This window comes from Cyclobacteriaceae bacterium (assembly GCA_013141055.1).
Lineage (GTDB): Bacteria > Bacteroidota > Bacteroidia > Cytophagales > Cyclobacteriaceae > ELB16-189.
On sequence record JABFRS010000001.1, the window covers coordinates 1,470,901 to 1,488,788 of the forward strand.

Sequence of the window (17,888 nt, forward strand, 5' to 3'; positions counted from 1 at the left end):
TTATTTGGCAGCAACACCTTTAACTTCTTCAATAACCTTTTCAGCTAAGTTCCTTGGAACCGCAGCATAGTGAGCAAATGTCAATGTAGCAGACGCACGACCTGACGTGATAGTACGCAAGTCAGTAATGTATCCGAACAATTCAGACAATGGAACATCAGCCTTGATAACCTGAGCACCACCGCGTGTATCCATTCCCTTCATTACACCTCTTCTTCTGTTCAAGTCTCCTGTTACAGAACCAGTGTATTCATCCGGTGAAATTACTTCCACACCCATGATCGGCTCAAGCAATTGAGGAGCACATTTACGTGCAGCTTCCTTAAAGCCTATACGAGCTGCTAATTCAAATGACAATGCATCTGAGTCAACATCGTGGAAAGAACCGTGGAACAATCTAACCTTCATTGAATCGATCGGGTAACCTGCCAATGGTCCGTTCACCATAGCTGAAGCAAATCCCTTTTCAATTGCAGGAATAAATTCTCTTGGAATAACACCACCTACGATATCATTTTCAAACAATAGACCTGGCTTATCTTCCGGTCCAAGCTCACGTGGAGAAAGTTCAAACACGATATCTGCGAATTTACCGCGACCACCAGTTTGTTTCTTGTAAACTTCTTTATGTTCAACTGACTTCGTAAGAGCTTCTTTATATGCAACCTGAGGAGCACCCTGGTTGATTTCAACTTTAAATTCACGACGCAGACGGTCGATGATGATTTCAAGGTGAAGTTCACCCATTCCGCGAAGGATAACCTGACCAGTTTCGTGATCAGTATTAACGCGAAGTGTTGGATCTTCTTCAACCAATTTAGAAATCGCCATACCCAGCTTATCTGAGTCAGCCTGTTTCTTAGGCTCAATAGCATAACCGATTACAGGCTCAGGGAATACCATTGACTCCAATACGATCTTGCGTTTTTCATCGCATAATGTATCGCCAGTCTTAATATCCTTAAAGCCAACTACCGCACCGATATCCCCTACTGGAAGACGATCGATCTGGTTCTGCTTGTTAGCATGCATCTGGAATACACGTGAAATACGTTCCTTTTGATCAGAACGGGTATTGTACACATATGAACCTGACTCTAACACACCAGAATATGCTCTGATAAAGCAAAGACGACCTACAAATGGATCCGTAGCGATCTTGAATGCAAGAGCAACGAATGGTTCTTTTTCATCAGGGTGAATTGCAATTTCTTCACCGGTGTCAGGATCTGTACCATAGATTACGTCCTTATCCATTGGAGAAGGAAGCAATTCCATTACATAATCCAGCATGGTTTGAACGCCCTTATTCTTAAATGAAGAACCGCAAACCATCGGAACGATCTTCATACTCACAGTTGCTTCACGCAATGCTTTCAGAATTTCAGCCTCAGAGATTGAATTCGGATCTTCGAAATACTTTTCGATCAAAGTCTCATCTACTTCAGCAACAGCTTCAAGAAGCTTTTCACGATATTCCTTTGCTTCTTCAATCATGTCGGCTGGGATAGGCACTTCCTGGAAAGTCATACCCTTATCGGATTCATTCCAGATGATACCCTTATTGCTAACAAGATCTACAACACCTTTGAAGCCATCTTCTTCACCGATAGGTAACTGAAGGGCTACAGCCTTGCTTCCAAGTTTTTCTTTTACCTGCTTAACAACTCCTAAGAAGTCAGCACCTGAACGGTCCATCTTATTGACGAAACCGATACGCGCTACTTTATAATTATCAGCAAGGCGCCAGTTAGTTTCTGACTGAGGCTCAACACCATCAACAGCACTAAAAAGGAACACCAAACCATCCAATACACGAAGGGAGCGATTTACTTCAACAGTAAAATCCACGTGACCCGGTGTATCGATAATGTTTACGTGATAGTCGTTTGATTTATATTTCCAGAAAACGGTAGTAGCGGCAGAAGTAATTGTAATACCCCTTTCCTGCTCCTGTTCCATCCAGTCCATAGTGGCAGCACCCTCATGAACTTCACCGATCTTGTGGTTAACACCAGCATAATAAAGGATACGCTCAGTAGTAGTTGTCTTTCCGGCATCAATGTGAGCCGCAATACCGATGTTCCTTGTATATCTTAAATCTCTTGCCATTATCTACTTATTCTAAAATCAGAATCTGAAATGTGAAAACGCCTTATTCGCCTCAGCCATACGATGTGTATCGTCCTTCTTCTTGATTGCAGCTCCTTCTCCTTTTGAAGCAGCCATGATTTCTGCAGCCAACTTATCCATCATCGTCTTTTCTCCACGAGCGCGTGAATAGTCGATCAACCACTTAATGCTAAGGTTGATCTTGCGCTCAGGGCGAATTTCGATCGGCACCTGGAACGTTGCTCCACCAACACGACGGCTCTTCACTTCTACTGAAGGCATCAGGTTGTTCATAGCACGTTTCCAAACTTCAAGACCTGGCTCACCAGATTTCTTTTCAACAATACCAATGGCATCGTAGAAGATGTTATATGCAACGCTTTTCTTGCCTTGTTCCATCATGTAGTTCACGAACTTGGTTACAAGTGTATCGCTGAACTTAGGATCAGGAAGGAGATATCTCTTTTTAGGTTTTGCTTTTCTCATGACGTCTTCTGATTATTTCTTCTTTGCGGGAGCACCTTTTGCCGGAGCACCTCCTTTACCTGCTGCAGCAGCTGCACCAGCCTTAGGTCTCTTGGCACCATACTTAGAACGGCTCTGTTGTCTGCCAGAAACACCAGCAGTATCCAACGCACCACGGATGATGTGATAACGTACTCCTGGAAGATCCTTAACACGACCTCCACGGATCAACACGATTGAGTGTTCCTGAAGATTGTGTCCTTCTCCTGGAATATAGGCGTTAACCTCTTTTCCATTTGTCAGACGAACCCGGGCTACTTTACGAAGTGCAGAGTTTGGCTTCTTAGGAGTTGTCGTGTAAACACGTGTACAAACACCCCTGCGCTGTGGGCAAGAGTCAAGAGCTGGTGATTTTGACTTGAAGGTCAATTTCTTACGCCCTTTCCGTACTAGTTGCTGAATGGTTGGCATTTAATTGTCTCTTTTTGAACCGCTTAAAAATTGGACTGCAAAGGTATTTAAAGGAAAAGAGGTAACAAAGGCCTTCTTCAAAGTATTTTATGGGATTTAATGGCCCTTTTGAGCCCATTTTGAGGGTTAATGGGTAATGTCACAGAAAACAGTCAAAATTGCAGAGACGGGATCCGGATAGAAACTAGTCAAAAGACTGATCAGATTCCGGGTCATTTTACCATCTCAAGAGAGGAAGTTTTCAAGTTAAAAAGGTGCGGATTCAACTAGGCCTCTCCCATCGTTCCACCAAAATTCATTGGGAACTTCGGCAGCTCATCCGTACGCTTGATCGCGCCAAAAGCAGCTTCATACTTTTCAATATTATCTTTCAATGCAGCAAGCAGGCGTCTGGCATGCTCAGGGGTAATCACAATTCGTGATTTTACTTTCGCCTTGGGAACACCCGGCATCAACCGGATAAAATCAATCACAAACTCACTGTTGGAGTGTGCAATCATTGCCAGGTTGGAATAAACTCCTTCTGCAATCTCTTCGCTCAGCTCAATATTGATCTGATTTTGCTGAACCTGATTTTTATCTTCTGCCATGATGAATTGGGTTAAAAAACAAAAGCCCCTCTCACGATGAGAGGGGCTTCATATTATCTGAGTCTTATGATTGTAACTCCTTCTCTTTTCTCGCAGGTGCCGGAGTGGAGGTTGATTCCATCAACTTGTCATACTCTTCTCCTGATCCTACGATAAGATCCTTAAGCTTTCTCTGACCAGTACCGGCAGGGATCAATCCACCCACGATTACATTCTCCTTCAGACCGGCTAAATGATCAGCCTTTCCACGGATAGCGGCTTCGCTCAACACCTTAGTTGTTTCCTGGAAAGAAGCTGCTGACAGCCAGCTTTCAGTCTTCAACGAGGCTTGTGTGATACCTTGCAATGTAGGTCTTGAAACAGCAGGCATTGCATCACGTACTTCTGCGATCTTCTGATCCTTTCTCTTCAATGAAGAGTTTTCATCACGAAGCTCACGTGCAGATACGATCTGGCCTGGTTTCAGTTTCTGTGAATCACCTGCTTCCAGAACAACTTTCTTATCAAGGATAAGATCGTTGATCTCACGGAATTCAAGCTTATCAACATATTCTCCCTGCAGGAAGCTTGTATCACCGCTGTCGATGATCTCAACCTTCTGCATCATTTGACTTACGATACACTCGATGTGCTTATCATTGATCTTCACACCTTGCAAACGGTATACTTCCTGGATCTCATTCACCAGATATTCCTGAACCGCTGTCGGTCCCTTGATAGAAAGAATATCCGAAGGAGTAATAGCGCCATCAGAAAGCGGTTGACCCGCCTTGATGAAGTCATTATCCTGAACCAGGATGTGTTTGGAAAGCGGCACTAAGTAACGCTTCTGAACACCATCACGTGATTCGATGAAAATCTCACGATTACCACGCTTGATGCCACCGTATGTTACCACTCCGTCGATCTCACTCACAACAGCTGGGTTCGAAGGATTACGTGCTTCAAACAACTCTGTTACTCGTGGAAGACCACCGGTAATGTCTCTTGACTTACCAACTGCACGTGGGATCTTAACGAGCACATGACCCGCCTTGATCTGTTCACCTGAATCAACTGCCAAGTGAGCTCCTACCGGAATGTTATATGATTTGGAATCTGTTTTTCCTTTAACAACCAGGGCAGGGTTCTTAGTCTTATCACGTGTTTCAGTGATAACCTTTTCACGGTGACCTGTCTGCTCATCCGATTCTTCTTTAAATGTGATACCTTCTATGATTGCTTCATATTCGATCTCACCATCAAATTCAGAAAGGATAACAGCATTGTATGGATCCCAGTTACACAACTCATCATTCTTTTCAACCTTCTGACCTTCCTTCACGAAAAGGAATGAACCATAAGGAACGTTATTAGTAATGAGTACGCGATTCTTTTCTTTTTCTACAATTCGGATTTCACCGGTACGACCCATTACGATCTTAACCTTGTTGCCATCCTTATCTGTGCTATCGATCGTACGAACTCCTTCGAATTCGATCGTGCCTGCGAACTTCGCTCTGATGCTGGCTTCTGTTGCAATGTTTGACGCCGCACCACCCACGTGGAAAGTACGAAGTGTCAACTGTGTTCCAGGCTCACCGATTGACTGTGCAGCGATTACGCCGACAGCTTCACCAGCCTGAACAATTCTACCAGTCGCAAGGTTACGTCCATAACATTTAGTACATCCTCCTACGCGTGACTCGCAAGTAAGGATAGAACGAATCTCTACTTCCTCGATGCTTGTTTCATCAATTTGCTTCGCGATCTCATCTGTGATCTCGCCGCTTGCAGGGCAAATCAATGCATCTGTGATAGGATCGTAGATGTCATGTACAGATACACGACCCACAATACGTTCTGACAATGGTTCAACGATATCTTCGTTGTCTTTCAATGCCATTACTTTCAATCCGCGCAGTGTACCGCAATCTTCTTCAGTGATTACAAGATCCTGTGCAACGTCAACTAAACGACGTGTCAGGTACCCAGCATCCGCTGTCTTCAAGGCTGTATCAGCAAGACCTTTACGCGCACCGTGTGTAGAGATGAAATACTCCAATACATCCAGACCTTCTTTAAAGTTAGAGAGGATCGGGTTTTCAATGATCGAACCTACAGAACCAGCAAGATTCTTTTGAGGTTTCGCCATCAAACCGCGCATACCACCTAATTGACGAATTTGTTCACGTGAACCACGTGCACCTGAGTGCATCATCATGTAGATAGAGTTGAATCCACCCTGATCTTCTTCCAACTGCTTCATCAGCGTGTTGGTTAAAAGCGTGTTTGTACGGGTCCAGATATCAATTACCTGGTTGTAACGTTCGTTATCAGTGATAAGACCCATCATATAGTTGTTCCATACGCCATCAACTTCTTTCTGCGCAGTACCAACTAATTTTTCTTTTTCTGCAGGAATCTTAACGTCATCCAATCCGATTGACAAACCACCGCGATATGCCATCTGGAATCCAAGCTCCTTAATATCATCAAGGAACTTAGCGGCTTTCGCCAAACCTGCGATCTTATAAACGTCAGCGATAATTCCCTGAAGCTTTTTCTTTGTGAGCAATTCGTCAACGAAGCCTACTTCTTCAGGAACAACCTGATTGAAGATTACGCGACCTGTTACTGTCTCGATTGTTCTTACAGCAATCTCTCCAGTCTTCTTATCCTTCGCTCTTGCACGCACTTTAATAAGAGCATGCTTTGAAAGCTTGCCTTCATTGTACGCGATGATTACTTCTTCTGCACCGAAATATGTCTTACCCTCTCCTTTTTCACCTTTTCTTCCCTTTGTGAGGTAATACAATCCCAACACCATGTCCTGAGATGGTACAGTGATAGGAGCTCCGTTTGATGGGTTAAGGATATTGTGTGAAGACAACATCAAAAGAGATGCTTCAACAATAGCTTCCTGACCCAGCGGAACGTGAACGGCCATCTGGTCACCGTCAAAGTCAGCGTTGAACGCTGTACAAACTAACGGGTGCAACTGGATAGCTTTTCCTTCGATCAGCTTTGGCTGGAACGCCTGGATACCAAGTCTGTGAAGCGTTGGAGCACGGTTCAAAAGAACAGGATGTCCTTTCAATACGTTTTCCAAAATATCCCAAACCACAGGATCCTTACGATCAACAATTTTCTTTGCAGACTTAACAGTCTTAACAATTCCTCTTTCGATCAGCTTGCGAATAATGAATGGCTTGAATAACTCCGCAGCCATGTCTTTAGGAAGACCGCACTCATGCAATTTCAATTCTGGTCCTACGACGATAACTGAACGACCTGAGTAGTCAACACGCTTTCCAAGCAAGTTCTGACGGAAGCGTCCTTGTTTACCCTTCAGCATATCGCTGAGTGATTTCAATGCACGATTTCCTTCTGAACGAACAGCGTTTACTTTTCTTGAGTTGTCGAATAATGAGTCAACAGCTTCCTGAAGCATACGTTTCTCATTTCTAAGGATCACTTCAGGAGCCTTAATATCAATCAATCTCTTAAGACGGTTGTTACGGATAATAACGCGTCTGTAAAGATCATTTAAATCAGATGTTGCGAAACGACCGCCATCGAGTGGCACCAATGGACGAAGCTCTGGTGGAATTACCGGAACCATCTTGATGATCATCCACTGAGGTCTGTTTTCTACGCGGGTGTTTGCATCACGGAAAGCTTCTACAACCTTCAAACGCTTTAAAGCTTCCGCCTTACGTTGTTGTGAAGTATCGGTAGCAGCCTGGTGACGAAGCTCATAAGAAAGTTCATTCAGCTTAACGCGGCTAAGAAGCATTTCCAATGCATCAGCACCCATCTTCGCGATAAATTTCTTAGGATCGTTGTCATCCAGCAATTGATTCTCGCGGGGCAATTTGTCAACGATGTCCAGATATTCTTCTTCTGTTAAAAAGTCAAGACGGTTGATACCATCTTCTTCCTTGATACCAGCTTGAATAACTGCGTAGCGCTCATAGTAAATAATCTGATCAAGCTTCTTGGTTGGAAGACCCAACAAGTAACCGATCTTATTTGGCAATGAACGGAAATACCAGATGTGAGCAACAGGAGTCACCAATTCAATGTGGCCCATGCGTTCACGACGAACTTTCTTTTCAGTAACCTCTACACCGCAACGGTCGCAAATGATACCCTTGTAACGAATGCGCTTATACTTTCCACAATGACACTCCCAGTCTTTCACAGGTCCGAAAATGCGCTCGCAGAATAAACCACCCATTTCCGGCTTATAAGTCCGGTAGTTGATGGTTTCAGGTTGTGTTACTTCACCATGTGAGCTCTCAAGAATTGATTCCGGAGAAGCAAGACTGATGGTGATTTTTGAGAAATCGTTGTTAATCTTTTTATTCTTTCTGAAAGACATGCTTTGTAGAGTTTTCAGTTAATACTTCAAATTCGACTGTTATAGTTGTTGGTTGATCGTTGCTCAGTGAACAACGATCAACCACTAACTCAACTATTAATCCATAGTGATCTCAAGTGCAAGACCTCTGAGTTCATGTACTAATACATTGAATGACTCAGGAATATTTGGCTTGCGCATATTTTCACCCTTCACGATTGATTCGTATGCCTTTGCTCTTCCGATCACGTCATCTGACTTGATCGTCAGAATTTCCTGAAGGATATGAGAAGCTCCGAATGCCTCAATCGCCCACACTTCCATTTCACCGAAACGCTGACCACCAAATTGTGCTTTACCACCCAATGGCTGCTGCGTGATGAGGGAATAAGGTCCGATTGAACGTGCGTGCATTTTATCATCAACCAAGTGACCGAGTTTCAGCATGTATGCCATACCCACAGTAACGGTCTGATCAAACTTGTTTCCTGTAAGACCATCATACAATTGAGTTCTTCCGAATTCAGGCAAGCCTGCTTCTTTCAACTCAGCTGATACATCTTCAAGGCTTGCACCATCGAAAATCGGAGTAGCATATTTTCTACCCAATTTCTTACCGGCCCATGCCAATACAGTTTCATATATCTGACCAAGGTTCATACGAGAAGGTACACCCAGCGGATTCAAACAGATGTCTACCGGTGTTCCGTCTTCCAGGAATGGCATGTCTTCATCACGAACAATTTTCGCAACAACACCCTTATTTCCGTGGCGTCCGGCCATCTTATCTCCAACCTTCAACTTACGTTTCTTGGCAACATAAACTTTCGCCAACTGAACGATACCTGCAGGAAGCTCATCACCTACTTCAAGTGTGAAGCGTTCACGTTTAAACTCACCCGCGATCACATTGCGCTTGTTGAGATAGTTCTTCACGATCTCTGCAACGAGTTCATTAGTGTGTTCATCCGTTGTCCATGATTCAAGACTTACGTCTGCAATCAAATTGACTTCTTCAGGAACGTTATAGTTACTTTCATCGCGATAGATGTTCTTGTCAGGGAAGAGATTGCTTTCAATCACCTTACCGGAGAACTTCACACCTTTCGCAATAAGCTCATCGCCGAATTTATGCTTTACTCCCTGGCTGGTTTTGCCAGTGAAGATCGTTGTAAGCTTCTTGACCATTTCAGCACGAAGGTCACCCAACGATTTGCTGTAACGGCTCTTCAAAGCATCCAACTCTTTCTTAGACTTCACACGAACATCCTTATCTCTCTTAGGACGTGAGAAGAGCTTGGTTTCAATAACCACACCTTTCAATGAGGGAGGTGCCTTCATGGAAGCATCCTTCACATCTCCTGCCTTGTCACCGAAGATCGCACGAAGAAGCTTTTCTTCAGGAGTAGGATCTGTTTCACCCTTCGGTGTGATCTTACCAATGAGGATATCTCCTTCACGAACCTCCGCTCCAATGCGGATAATTCCGTTCTCATCAAGATGCTTAACGGCTTCTTCGCTTACGTTTGGAATTTCAGAAGTCAATTCTTCTTCACCTCGTTTGGTGTCGCGAACTTCCAGCTCAAATTCTTCTACGTGGATAGAAGTGTAAATATCATCCTGAACAACACGTTCAGAAATTACAATTGCATCCTCAAAGTTGTAACCCTGCCATGGCATGTATGCCACCAGCAAATTACGTCCCAGGGCAAGCTCACCGTTTTCGGTAGCATATCCCTGACAAAGAGGTTGGCCTTTTTCAACTTTCTGACCCTTGCGAACAAGTGGAGTTAAGTTGATACAGGTATCCTGATTGGTTCTTCTGAACTTGATCAGCTTATATGTTTTGAATTCATCATCAAAGCGAACAACTTGTTGCTCTTCAGACACATCATACTTAATAACAATTTTCTTAGCGTCTACATAATCCACAACACCACTTGCTTCTGCAAGCACGAGTGAGCGTGAATCCAATGCAATGCGTCCTTCAAGACCAGTACCAACGATTGGTGCTTCTGGCCTCATCAAAGGCACTGCCTGACGCTGCATGTTCGAACCCATGAGGGCACGGTTGGCATCATCATGCTCAAGGAAAGGAATCAAAGAAGCGGCGATCGAAACGATTTGGTTCGGAGCCACGTCCATGTATTTCACTTCTACAGGTTCCACCACAGGGAAGTCACCTTCAAAGCGAGCCTTTACTTTCTCAGCAACAAATTCTCCATTTGGTTTCAAACGGGCATTTGCCTGAGCGATGTTGAATGTATCTTCTTCTTCAGCTGTGAGGAAAATGATATCCTTTGTCTTTACACGGCCACCATCAACTTTGCGGTAAGGAGTTTCAATGAAACCCATCTTGTTCACTTTCGCATGAACGCAAAGAGATGAAATCAAACCGATGTTTGGACCTTCAGGAGTTTCAATAGTACAAAGACGTCCGTAGTGAGTGTAGTGCACATCACGAACCTCAAATCCTGCACGTTCACGGGAAAGACCTCCGGGTCCAAGGGCAGACATCCTACGCTTGTGCGTGATCTCTGCCAATGGGTTAGTCTGATCCATGAATTGAGAAAGCTGGTTGGTTCCGAAGAACGAGTTGATAACTGAAGATAATGTACGCGCATTGATCAGATCAACAGGCTTGAAATCTTCATTATCACGTACGTTCATACGTTCCTTGATCGTACGGGCCATACGGGCAAGACCTACACCGAACTGAGTGTAAAGCTGCTCACCAACAGTACGAACGCGACGGTTGCTCAAGTGATCTATATCATCAACAAGAGCTTTGGAGTTAACCAATCCGATCAAATATTTCACGATCAGGATGATGTCCTGAGTGGTCAACACGCGTTGATCAGCACTCAATTCAAGTCCTAATTTTTTATTAATTCTATAACGGCCTACTTCACCAAGGTCGTAGCGTTTTTCACTGAAGAAAAGGCTTTGGATAATATCACGCGCTGTTTGTTCATCCGGAGCTTCTGTGTTACGAAGCTGACGGTAGATCTGTTCAACGGCTTCTTTTTCAGAGTTTGAATTATCCTTGGCAAGTGTGTTGAAGATAATGTGATAGTCAGTAACATTCACATCATCACGATGAAGAATGATTGACTTCACACCGCTTTCAACGATCACTTCTACGTCTTCAGGTGTCAGGACGTGATCACGTTCCAACAACACTTCATTACGATCGATGGATACAACTTCACCGGTATCTTCATCCACGAAATCTTCAGTCCATGTCTTAAGAACACGGGCAGCAAGTTTGCGGTCGATTACCTTTTTAAGAGTTGGTTTGGTAGCCTCCACTTCTTCAGAAAGACCGAAGAGGTCAAGGATATCTTTATCAGTACCGTATCCAATTGCACGAAGCAAAGTGGTGACGGGGAATTTCTTCTTCCGGTCGATGTAAGCATACATCACAGAGTTCACATCTGTTGCGAACTCGATCCATGATCCCTTGAAAGGAATGATACGGGCAGAATACAGTTTGGTACCATTGGTGTGCTTGCTCATCGCGAAGAACACGCCTGGTGAACGGTGTAATTGAGAAACGATTACGCGTTCTGCTCCATTGATCACAAATGACCCTTTCTCGGTCATGTAAGGAATATTGCCAAGGAATACTTCCTGTTCGATTGTTTCAAAATCTTCGTTGTCCTCATCGTTACAGGTTAGGCGAAGTTTTGCTTTCAAAGGAACTGAGAAAGTCAGACCACGGTCGATACACTCATCAACAGAATACTTCGGCGGGTCGATGGTATAATCCACGAACTCGAGCACGAAATTTTCGCGTGAGTCAGAGATAGGAAAATTCTCTGCGAACACTTTAAAGAGACCTTCGTTCTGACGCTTTTCAGCGGGCGTTTCGATCTGTAAAAAGTCTTTGAATGATTGAAGTTGAAGATCGAGGAAATCAGGATATTCAAGAATCTTCTCGATGTTTGAAAAATCAATCCTGTTATTAATAGTCTTCTTTGCCAAGGTGCGTTTTTATTTAAGGTTCCTGGACTAGAACATAAAATGGTACAAATAGAAATAACCCCACCCCTGACAAGTCAGGAGTTGGGGATTACACTGCGTTTAGACGGTACCCAGCGTCTTTCAAAAAGTTACTTCAACTCAACTTCGGCGCCAGCCTCAACGAGTTGCTTCTTGAGATTTTCTGCTTCGTCTTTAGGTAAGCCTTCCTTGATTGTTTTAGGAGCTCCGTCTACTAAGTCCTTAGCTTCTTTCAAGCCAAGACCAGTAAGTTCTTTCACGAGCTTCACGATCTGAAGTTTGTTAGCTCCAGGAGCTTTCAATACTACATCGAAGTTAGTCTTCTCAGCAGCAGCTGCGCCAGCACCACCGCCAGCAGGACCAGCAACCGCTACAGCAGCAGCGGGCTCGATACCATATGTTTCTTTAAGATAAGAAGCGAGTTCTGTTACATCCTTTACAGATAATTCTACCAGTTGATCGCCAAGTGCTTTGATGTCCGCCATTTTTGTAAGTGTTTAAAATTTTTGTTCAATAATTATTTTGCTCTTGATTCCAAGGTCTTCAATAAACCAGCCACTGTTTGCTTGCTGCTTAAAAGCGCACCCAATACATTCTTGGCCGGAGCCTGAAGGCTTGAAATAATTTCTCCGATGAGCTCATTTTTAGACTTGAGGTCGTTGAGCACATTCAGATTTGCTTCCCCGATAAACAGGTCAGACTGGATAGACGCTGCTTTAAAGGCAGGCTTTCCTTCGTTCTTTTTCCGATATTCCTTGATGGCTTTTGCAGGAGCATTGCTTGATTCTTTTGAAAAAATCAAACCAGAGAATCCTTTCAAAGAGTCATACAAGGGCTCGAAGTTACCTTCTTGCTTTTCAAGTGCTTTCCGGATCAATGTGTTTTTGTACACGCGGTACTCAACACCTTTGTTAAAGCAGATTCTGCGAAATGCATTGATCTGCTCAACCGAAAAACCTGAAGCATCAGTAATGTAGAAATGAGGGTGAGCAGAAATCTTTTCTGCCAACTCATCAATAATTTGTCCTTTTTCTTCGCGGGTCATCGTTATTAAATTTTAGTTCCCGATGGAACTGCTGTCAACCATTATACCAGGACTCATAGTCGTCGAAAGGCTAATGCTTTGGAAATACGTTCCTTTCGAAGAGGCTGGCTTTAACTTCGCAACCATATTAATAAGTTCAGCGGCATTGTCTTTTATTTTGTCCGCGCTGAAGGAAGCCTTACCAACGGATGCGTGAATGATTCCTTGTTTGTCAATTTTGAAGTCAACTTTACCCGCCTTCACATCTTTCACTGCTTTTCCAACTTCAAGGGTAACGGTACCTGACTTCGGGTTTGGCATCAGACCACGTGGCCCCAACACCTTACCTAACTTACCTACTTTCGCCATAACGGTAGGAGTACAGATGATCACATCGATATCTGCCCAGCCGCCTTCGATCTTTGTTACAAATTCATCAAGGCCAACAAATTCAGCACCAGCATCCTTTGCTTCCTGAACTTTGTCAGGTGTGCAAAGCACCAATACACGAACGACCTTACCAAGACCATGAGGAAGTGATACTACACCACGAACCATCTGATCTGATTTCTTAGGATCTACTCCCAAACGGATGTCAACATCTACAGAAGCATCAAACTTCGTGAATGTGATTTCTTTTACCAGCTTGGCAGCGTCTGCAAGAGAATACTCCTTCTCAGGATTGTATTTTCCTTCTAATGCCTTTTTGTTTTTTGTAATCCTTGCCATGATCTTATAATATTATTTATCCCACGGAGCAGCACCACTTACGGTGACACCCATGCTGCGGGCTGTACCTGCAATCATTTTCATAGCCGACTCAACTTTAAATGCGTTGAGGTCAGGCATTTTAATTTCCGCAATCTTCTTGATCTGATCCCAGGAGATAGAACCAACTTTAGCGCGGTTCGGCTCCTTAGAACCTTTCTGAAGCTTTGTTGCTTCCATGATCAGGATTGCTGCAGGAGGAGTCTTGATCACGAAGTCAAAAGACTTATCGTTATAAATAGTGATCAAAACAGGTAATACCTGCCCTGGCTTATCCTGTGAGCGAGCGTTAAACTGCTTACAGAAATCCATGATGTTCAAACCTTTGCTACCAAGAGCAGGACCAATAGGTGGTGCCGGATTAGCCGCGCCTCCCTTAACCTGCAACTTCAAATAGCCTACTGCTTCCTTTGCCATAATACTATTAGTCTATCTTTTCAACTTGCATGTAACTCAATTCGACCGGAGTGTTCCGTCCGAAAATCTTTACCATGACATTTAACTTCTTCTTGTCTTCAAAAATCTCTTCAACATTTCCGGTAAATCCGCTGAATGGACCGTCCATTACTTTTACAGATTCGCCTCTTATGAAAGGTCTTTCCAACTTCTCTCCTACTTCATCAACCTCATCCACCTTACCTAAAATCCGGTTTACTTCGGATTGTCTCAGAGGTACCGGATCCTTGGTAGCAGAACCTGCTGTGTTACTTCCCAGGAAACCAATAACACCTGGTATGTTTGTTACCGTGTGATGAGCTTCCGGGTGAGCTAAATCCGCAGATATCAAAACATATCCAGGGAAGAAGTTCTTCTCACGCATCTTCTTCTTTCCGTTCCTCATCTCGTACACCTTTTCAGATGGAATCAACACCTGAGGAATTGATTCAGTAAGCTTAGAGCGCTCAATTTCAGTCTCCAGGTAAGATTTAACTTTCTTCTCCTGTCCGCTGATCACGCGTAAAACATACCACTTGAGCTCGCCCATTTTTTATGCTGATTAAAACTCTTTATAAAACCAGCCGAGAGCGCCGCCAAAACCTAAGTCTATCACCCAAATCACCAATGCGAAAATCAATGAAGCTACCAGTACGAGGATAGCACTGCTCTGAAGCTCGCTGAATTTCGGCCATGTGACCTTATTGCGGACCTCGTCGATCGATTCTAACAGGTAATTTTTTACTTTTTCCATGTTACTTTCTACTTCTTTTTTCTGCCTTTTCAGACAGTTTTCCAATTTTTTTGTCCGCCAAAGCCTAAACAAAGGCGGATGCTGCACGGTTGGAGAGACTCGAACTCCCAGCCAACGGTTTTGGAGACCGCTACTCTACCAATTGAGCTACACCCGTTTGGCCCTTCTGAAACCCGACCCGTAGCCCAATTTTTCAAAAGGACTGCAAAGGTAGGACAAAAGGGTTCAAAACAAAAGCGTTTCCAGGAAATTTCCGGGAAACGCTCTGATTTGATTATCAATCACTTACAAGCCTCTCGCAAAGCTTTAAGCGATAATGGTCTTAATCAGGAAGAATTTCAGTTACCTGACCAGAGCCTACAGTACGTCCACCTTCGCGAATCGCGAAACGAAGACCTTTTTCCATCGCAATCTTGTTGATCAACTCAACTTCGATTGATACGTTGTCACCAGGCATAACCATTTCTACTCCTGTTGGAAGCATGATTTCACCTGTAACATCCGTTGTACGGAAGAAGAACTGAGGACGGTATTTGTTAAAGAAAGGAGTGTGACGACCACCTTCTTCCTTGCTCAATACATAAACTTCAGCCTTGAATTTAGCGTGTGGAGTTACAGTTCCTGGCTTGCAAATAACCATTCCACGACAGATTTGGTCTTTTTCAATACCACGAAGCAACAATCCTACGTTGTCACCAGCTTCTCCTCTATCAAGGATCTTGCGGAACATTTCCACACCTGTGATAGTAGAAGTAAGGTTTTCAGCACCCATTCCAAGGATCTGAACTGGATCACCAGTCTTGATAACACCACGCTCGATACGACCAGTAGCAACTGTTCCACGACCAGTGATCGAGAACACATCTTCTACAGGCATCAGGAAATCCTTATCAATTGCACGAATTGGCAATGGGATATGATCATCAACAGCCGTCATCAGCTCGTCGATCTTTTCAACCCACTTTGCTTCGCCGTTCAACGCACCAAGAGCTGAACCTCTGATCACTGGCATTGTATCGCCAGGGAAATTGTATGAAGAAAGAAGTTCACGAACTTCCATCTCAACGAGGTCAAGTAATTCTGCATCATCTACCAAGTCAACCTTGTTCATGAAAACAACAAGTGCTGGTACACCTACCTGACGAGCCAAAAGAATGTGCTCGCGGGTCTGTGGCATAGGACCGTCAGTTGCGGCAACCACAAGGATTGCACCGTCCATCTGAGCAGCACCTGTAACCATGTTCTTCACATAGTCAGCGTGACCTGGACAGTCAACGTGAGCATAGTGACGTTTTACTGTCTGGTATTCAACGTGTGATGTATTGATAGTAATACCACGTTCTTTCTCTTCAGGAGCATTGTCAATAGACGAGAAATCTCTCATCGATGCTAGTCCCTTCTTAGCAAGCACTGAAGTGATTGCGGCTGTTAAAGTTGTCTTACCGTGGTCAACGTGTCCAATGGTACCCACGTTAACGTGAGGTTTCGAACGATCAAATGTTTCCTTTGCCATATTTGAAAATCCCTGTTAAAGTTTAAAGTGTATAATTGATTAAATAAGTTACAATCCAACGCCTCTTCGTCTAAGAAGCATACACCCCAAACATTTTAAGCCTTCGAATAAGGGTTATTCGTTTTTGCCCCGTGGCCAGAGATCTTCGATGCTTTCATGATGGCGCTACCCATCGGCATTCGATCGATTTCATTTAAATTTTCAATAAAAACTCACTTTTGAGTCTTTTATACTTCAATTCTCAGTTCGGCCCGCCTTCGCTGAAACAGCTACGGTGGGTATGAGCTGTTGATGAGGATTGAACTCACGACCTCTTCCTTACCAAGGAAGTGCTCTACCACTGAGCTACAACAGCTTTTAAACCGTTGTTCGTTCATGTTGTCGTAGATCGCGCGAACAACGAATAACGAACAACCATTAACAACTCTGAGCGGGAGACGAGGTTCGAACTCGCGACCTATAGCTTGGAAGGCTATCGCTCTACCAACTGAGCTACTCCCGCTTTTTATCCACCGTAGCTTTAGCGAAGGTGGAGTTATCCACCATAGCCTTGGCAAAGGTGGATGTATTCGCCATAGCTTCAGCGACGGCGAATTCATTTATTAGAATCAACTGAGAACAATTCTTAGTCAACTCCGTCCGCCTTCGCCAAGGCTATGGCGGACAAGTGGGGAGAACAGGATTCGAACCTGTGAAGACATAAGTCAACAGATTTACAGTCTGTCCTCGTTGGCCGCTTGAGTATCTCCCCGAATTATTCTTCACACGCTCATTAACTCAGCCAACGAACACAAGTGTGAAACTATACTATCATTTCTTAGAACACCCTGATTGGAAACTCTTTCTGCCCGCTATTCAATCCCCTTTCCAAAAACAGGAGTGCAAAATTAATGGCTTTTTCGTGATAGGCAAGCCAGCAAAAGAATTTAGACGACCCCGATCACTTTATTCAAAGGCCTCATAAAATCACTAATTTTTACCCTTCCAATGAACCAGTTTTCTTCTTTTTCGTTCTTATCACACCAGTTATTAGGCTATCAGGCCCCATCATCAGGACATTTTGACATTTCTAAGGGGTCAGGACAGAGAAAAAGAGCAAATTTGAAAAGTTAAAAACCTAATAATTTGCTCAGTTGCACACTTTTTTGAGCGTGCACCAGCGTTTCCAGCATCAATTCAAAGAAACCCAATGAAAAGAGTGGCCGAGGAGTGGTCACCCAGTGGCCACCCAGTGGTCACCCCCCTCTTTTATCCGATAAGACTCTGATAAGAGATCGGGAAGACTCAGATGAAACACCGGAAAAAGTAGGTTTAGCCATAGAAAAGCGCGGTTTAGAGGCTTGGAAAATGACTTCCCATTTTTGGAGGATTTGATATCAGGAAAAAAGTGACGATGTCAGCATGGC

The 17,888-nt window shown here is 43.9% G+C and carries 13 protein-coding genes and 4 tRNA genes; all 17 read right to left on the reverse strand.

Going from position 1 to position 17,888, the window contains the following annotated elements:
- The 17 genes from fusA to HOP08_06600 all read right to left on the reverse strand — a co-directional run bounded on the left by fusA (position 1) and on the right by HOP08_06600 (position 17,233).
- Positions 1–2,112 (reverse strand): elongation factor G, encoded by a 2,112-nt coding sequence (gene fusA / locus HOP08_06520; GenBank protein NOT74567.1) that lies wholly within the window; start codon positions 2,110–2,112, stop codon positions 1–3.
- 18 nt (positions 2,113–2,130) lie between these two features.
- Positions 2,131–2,598, reverse strand: a complete 468-nt coding sequence (gene rpsG / locus HOP08_06525; GenBank protein ID NOT74568.1) for a 30S ribosomal protein S7 — start codon at positions 2,596–2,598, stop codon at positions 2,131–2,133.
- 12 nt (positions 2,599–2,610) lie between these two features.
- Positions 2,611–3,048, reverse strand: coding sequence for a 30S ribosomal protein S12 (locus tag HOP08_06530; GenBank protein NOT74569.1), 438 nt, complete (start codon positions 3,046–3,048; stop codon positions 2,611–2,613).
- Positions 3,049–3,314: 266 nt separating this feature from the next.
- Positions 3,315–3,638: a DUF3467 domain-containing protein gene (locus HOP08_06535; GenBank protein ID NOT74570.1), complete on the reverse strand. Its 324-nt coding sequence runs from the start codon at positions 3,636–3,638 to the stop codon at positions 3,315–3,317.
- Between the two features lie 64 nt (positions 3,639–3,702).
- On the reverse strand, positions 3,703–8,004 hold the full coding sequence (gene rpoC / locus HOP08_06540) for a DNA-directed RNA polymerase subunit beta' (protein ID NOT74571.1): 4,302 nt from the start codon (positions 8,002–8,004) through the stop codon (positions 3,703–3,705).
- A gap of 96 nt (positions 8,005–8,100) precedes the next feature.
- The gene (gene rpoB, locus HOP08_06545) at positions 8,101–11,970 is read right to left on the reverse strand and encodes a DNA-directed RNA polymerase subunit beta (protein ID NOT74572.1); all 3,870 of its coding nucleotides are present in this window, start codon (positions 11,968–11,970) and stop codon (positions 8,101–8,103) included.
- Positions 11,971–12,098: 128 nt separating this feature from the next.
- Positions 12,099–12,473 (reverse strand): 50S ribosomal protein L7/L12, encoded by a 375-nt coding sequence (gene rplL / locus HOP08_06550; GenBank protein ID NOT74573.1) that lies wholly within the window; start codon positions 12,471–12,473, stop codon positions 12,099–12,101.
- Between the two features lie 32 nt (positions 12,474–12,505).
- Positions 12,506–13,033, reverse strand: a complete 528-nt coding sequence (locus HOP08_06555; GenBank protein NOT74574.1) for a 50S ribosomal protein L10 — start codon at positions 13,031–13,033, stop codon at positions 12,506–12,508.
- Positions 13,034–13,045: 12 nt separating this feature from the next.
- Complete coding sequence (locus HOP08_06560) at positions 13,046–13,741, reverse strand: 50S ribosomal protein L1 (GenBank protein ID NOT74575.1); 696 nt, start codon at positions 13,739–13,741, stop codon at positions 13,046–13,048.
- Positions 13,742–13,753: 12 nt separating this feature from the next.
- Entirely contained in the window at positions 13,754–14,197 is a 444-nt protein-coding gene (gene rplK, locus HOP08_06565) for a 50S ribosomal protein L11 (GenBank protein ID NOT74576.1), read from the reverse strand.
- A gap of 7 nt (positions 14,198–14,204) precedes the next feature.
- Positions 14,205–14,765 (reverse strand): transcription termination/antitermination factor NusG, encoded by a 561-nt coding sequence (nusG, locus tag HOP08_06570; protein NOT74577.1) that lies wholly within the window; start codon positions 14,763–14,765, stop codon positions 14,205–14,207.
- Between the two features lie 12 nt (positions 14,766–14,777).
- Positions 14,778–14,969, reverse strand: a complete 192-nt coding sequence (gene secE, locus HOP08_06575) for a preprotein translocase subunit SecE (protein ID NOT74578.1) — start codon at positions 14,967–14,969, stop codon at positions 14,778–14,780.
- 84 nt (positions 14,970–15,053) lie between these two features.
- A tRNA-Trp gene (locus tag HOP08_06580) sits at positions 15,054–15,126 on the reverse strand.
- 165 nt (positions 15,127–15,291) lie between these two features.
- Positions 15,292–16,482 carry an elongation factor Tu gene (gene tuf / locus HOP08_06585; protein ID NOT74579.1) on the reverse strand — a complete coding sequence of 397 codons (1,191 nt, stop codon included), beginning with the start codon at positions 16,480–16,482 and terminating at the stop codon, positions 15,292–15,294.
- 283 nt (positions 16,483–16,765) lie between these two features.
- Positions 16,766–16,837 (reverse strand) — tRNA-Thr (locus tag HOP08_06590).
- A gap of 74 nt (positions 16,838–16,911) precedes the next feature.
- A tRNA-Gly gene (locus HOP08_06595) sits at positions 16,912–16,984 on the reverse strand.
- Between the two features lie 166 nt (positions 16,985–17,150).
- A tRNA-Tyr gene (locus HOP08_06600) sits at positions 17,151–17,233 on the reverse strand.
- Positions 17,234–17,888: the final 655 nt, after the last annotated feature.

Coding starts and splice junctions, on each gene's coding strand:
- nusG (NOT74577.1), bottom strand. CDS start 14,765: ATGGGCGAGCTCAAGTGGTATGTTTTACGCGTGATCAGCGGACAGGAG.
- HOP08_06560 (NOT74575.1), bottom strand. CDS start 13,741: ATGGCAAGGATTACAAAAAACAAAAAGGCATTAGAAGGAAAATACAAT.
- rpoC (NOT74571.1), bottom strand. CDS start 8,004: ATGTCTTTCAGAAAGAATAAAAAGATTAACAACGATTTCTCAAAAATC.
- rplL (NOT74573.1), bottom strand. CDS start 12,473: ATGGCGGACATCAAAGCACTTGGCGATCAACTGGTAGAATTATCTGTA.
- HOP08_06555 (NOT74574.1), bottom strand. CDS start 13,033: ATGACCCGCGAAGAAAAAGGACAAATTATTGATGAGTTGGCAGAAAAG.
- rpsG (NOT74568.1), bottom strand. CDS start 2,598: ATGAGAAAAGCAAAACCTAAAAAGAGATATCTCCTTCCTGATCCTAAG.
- fusA (NOT74567.1), bottom strand. CDS start 2,112: ATGGCAAGAGATTTAAGATATACAAGGAACATCGGTATTGCGGCTCAC.
- tuf (NOT74579.1), bottom strand. CDS start 16,482: ATGGCAAAGGAAACATTTGATCGTTCGAAACCTCACGTTAACGTGGGT.
- rplK (NOT74576.1), bottom strand. CDS start 14,197: ATGGCAAAGGAAGCAGTAGGCTATTTGAAGTTGCAGGTTAAGGGAGGC.
- secE (NOT74578.1), bottom strand. CDS start 14,969: ATGGAAAAAGTAAAAAATTACCTGTTAGAATCGATCGACGAGGTCCGC.
- HOP08_06535 (NOT74570.1), bottom strand. CDS start 3,638: ATGGCAGAAGATAAAAATCAGGTTCAGCAAAATCAGATCAATATTGAG.
- HOP08_06530 (NOT74569.1), bottom strand. CDS start 3,048: ATGCCAACCATTCAGCAACTAGTACGGAAAGGGCGTAAGAAATTGACC.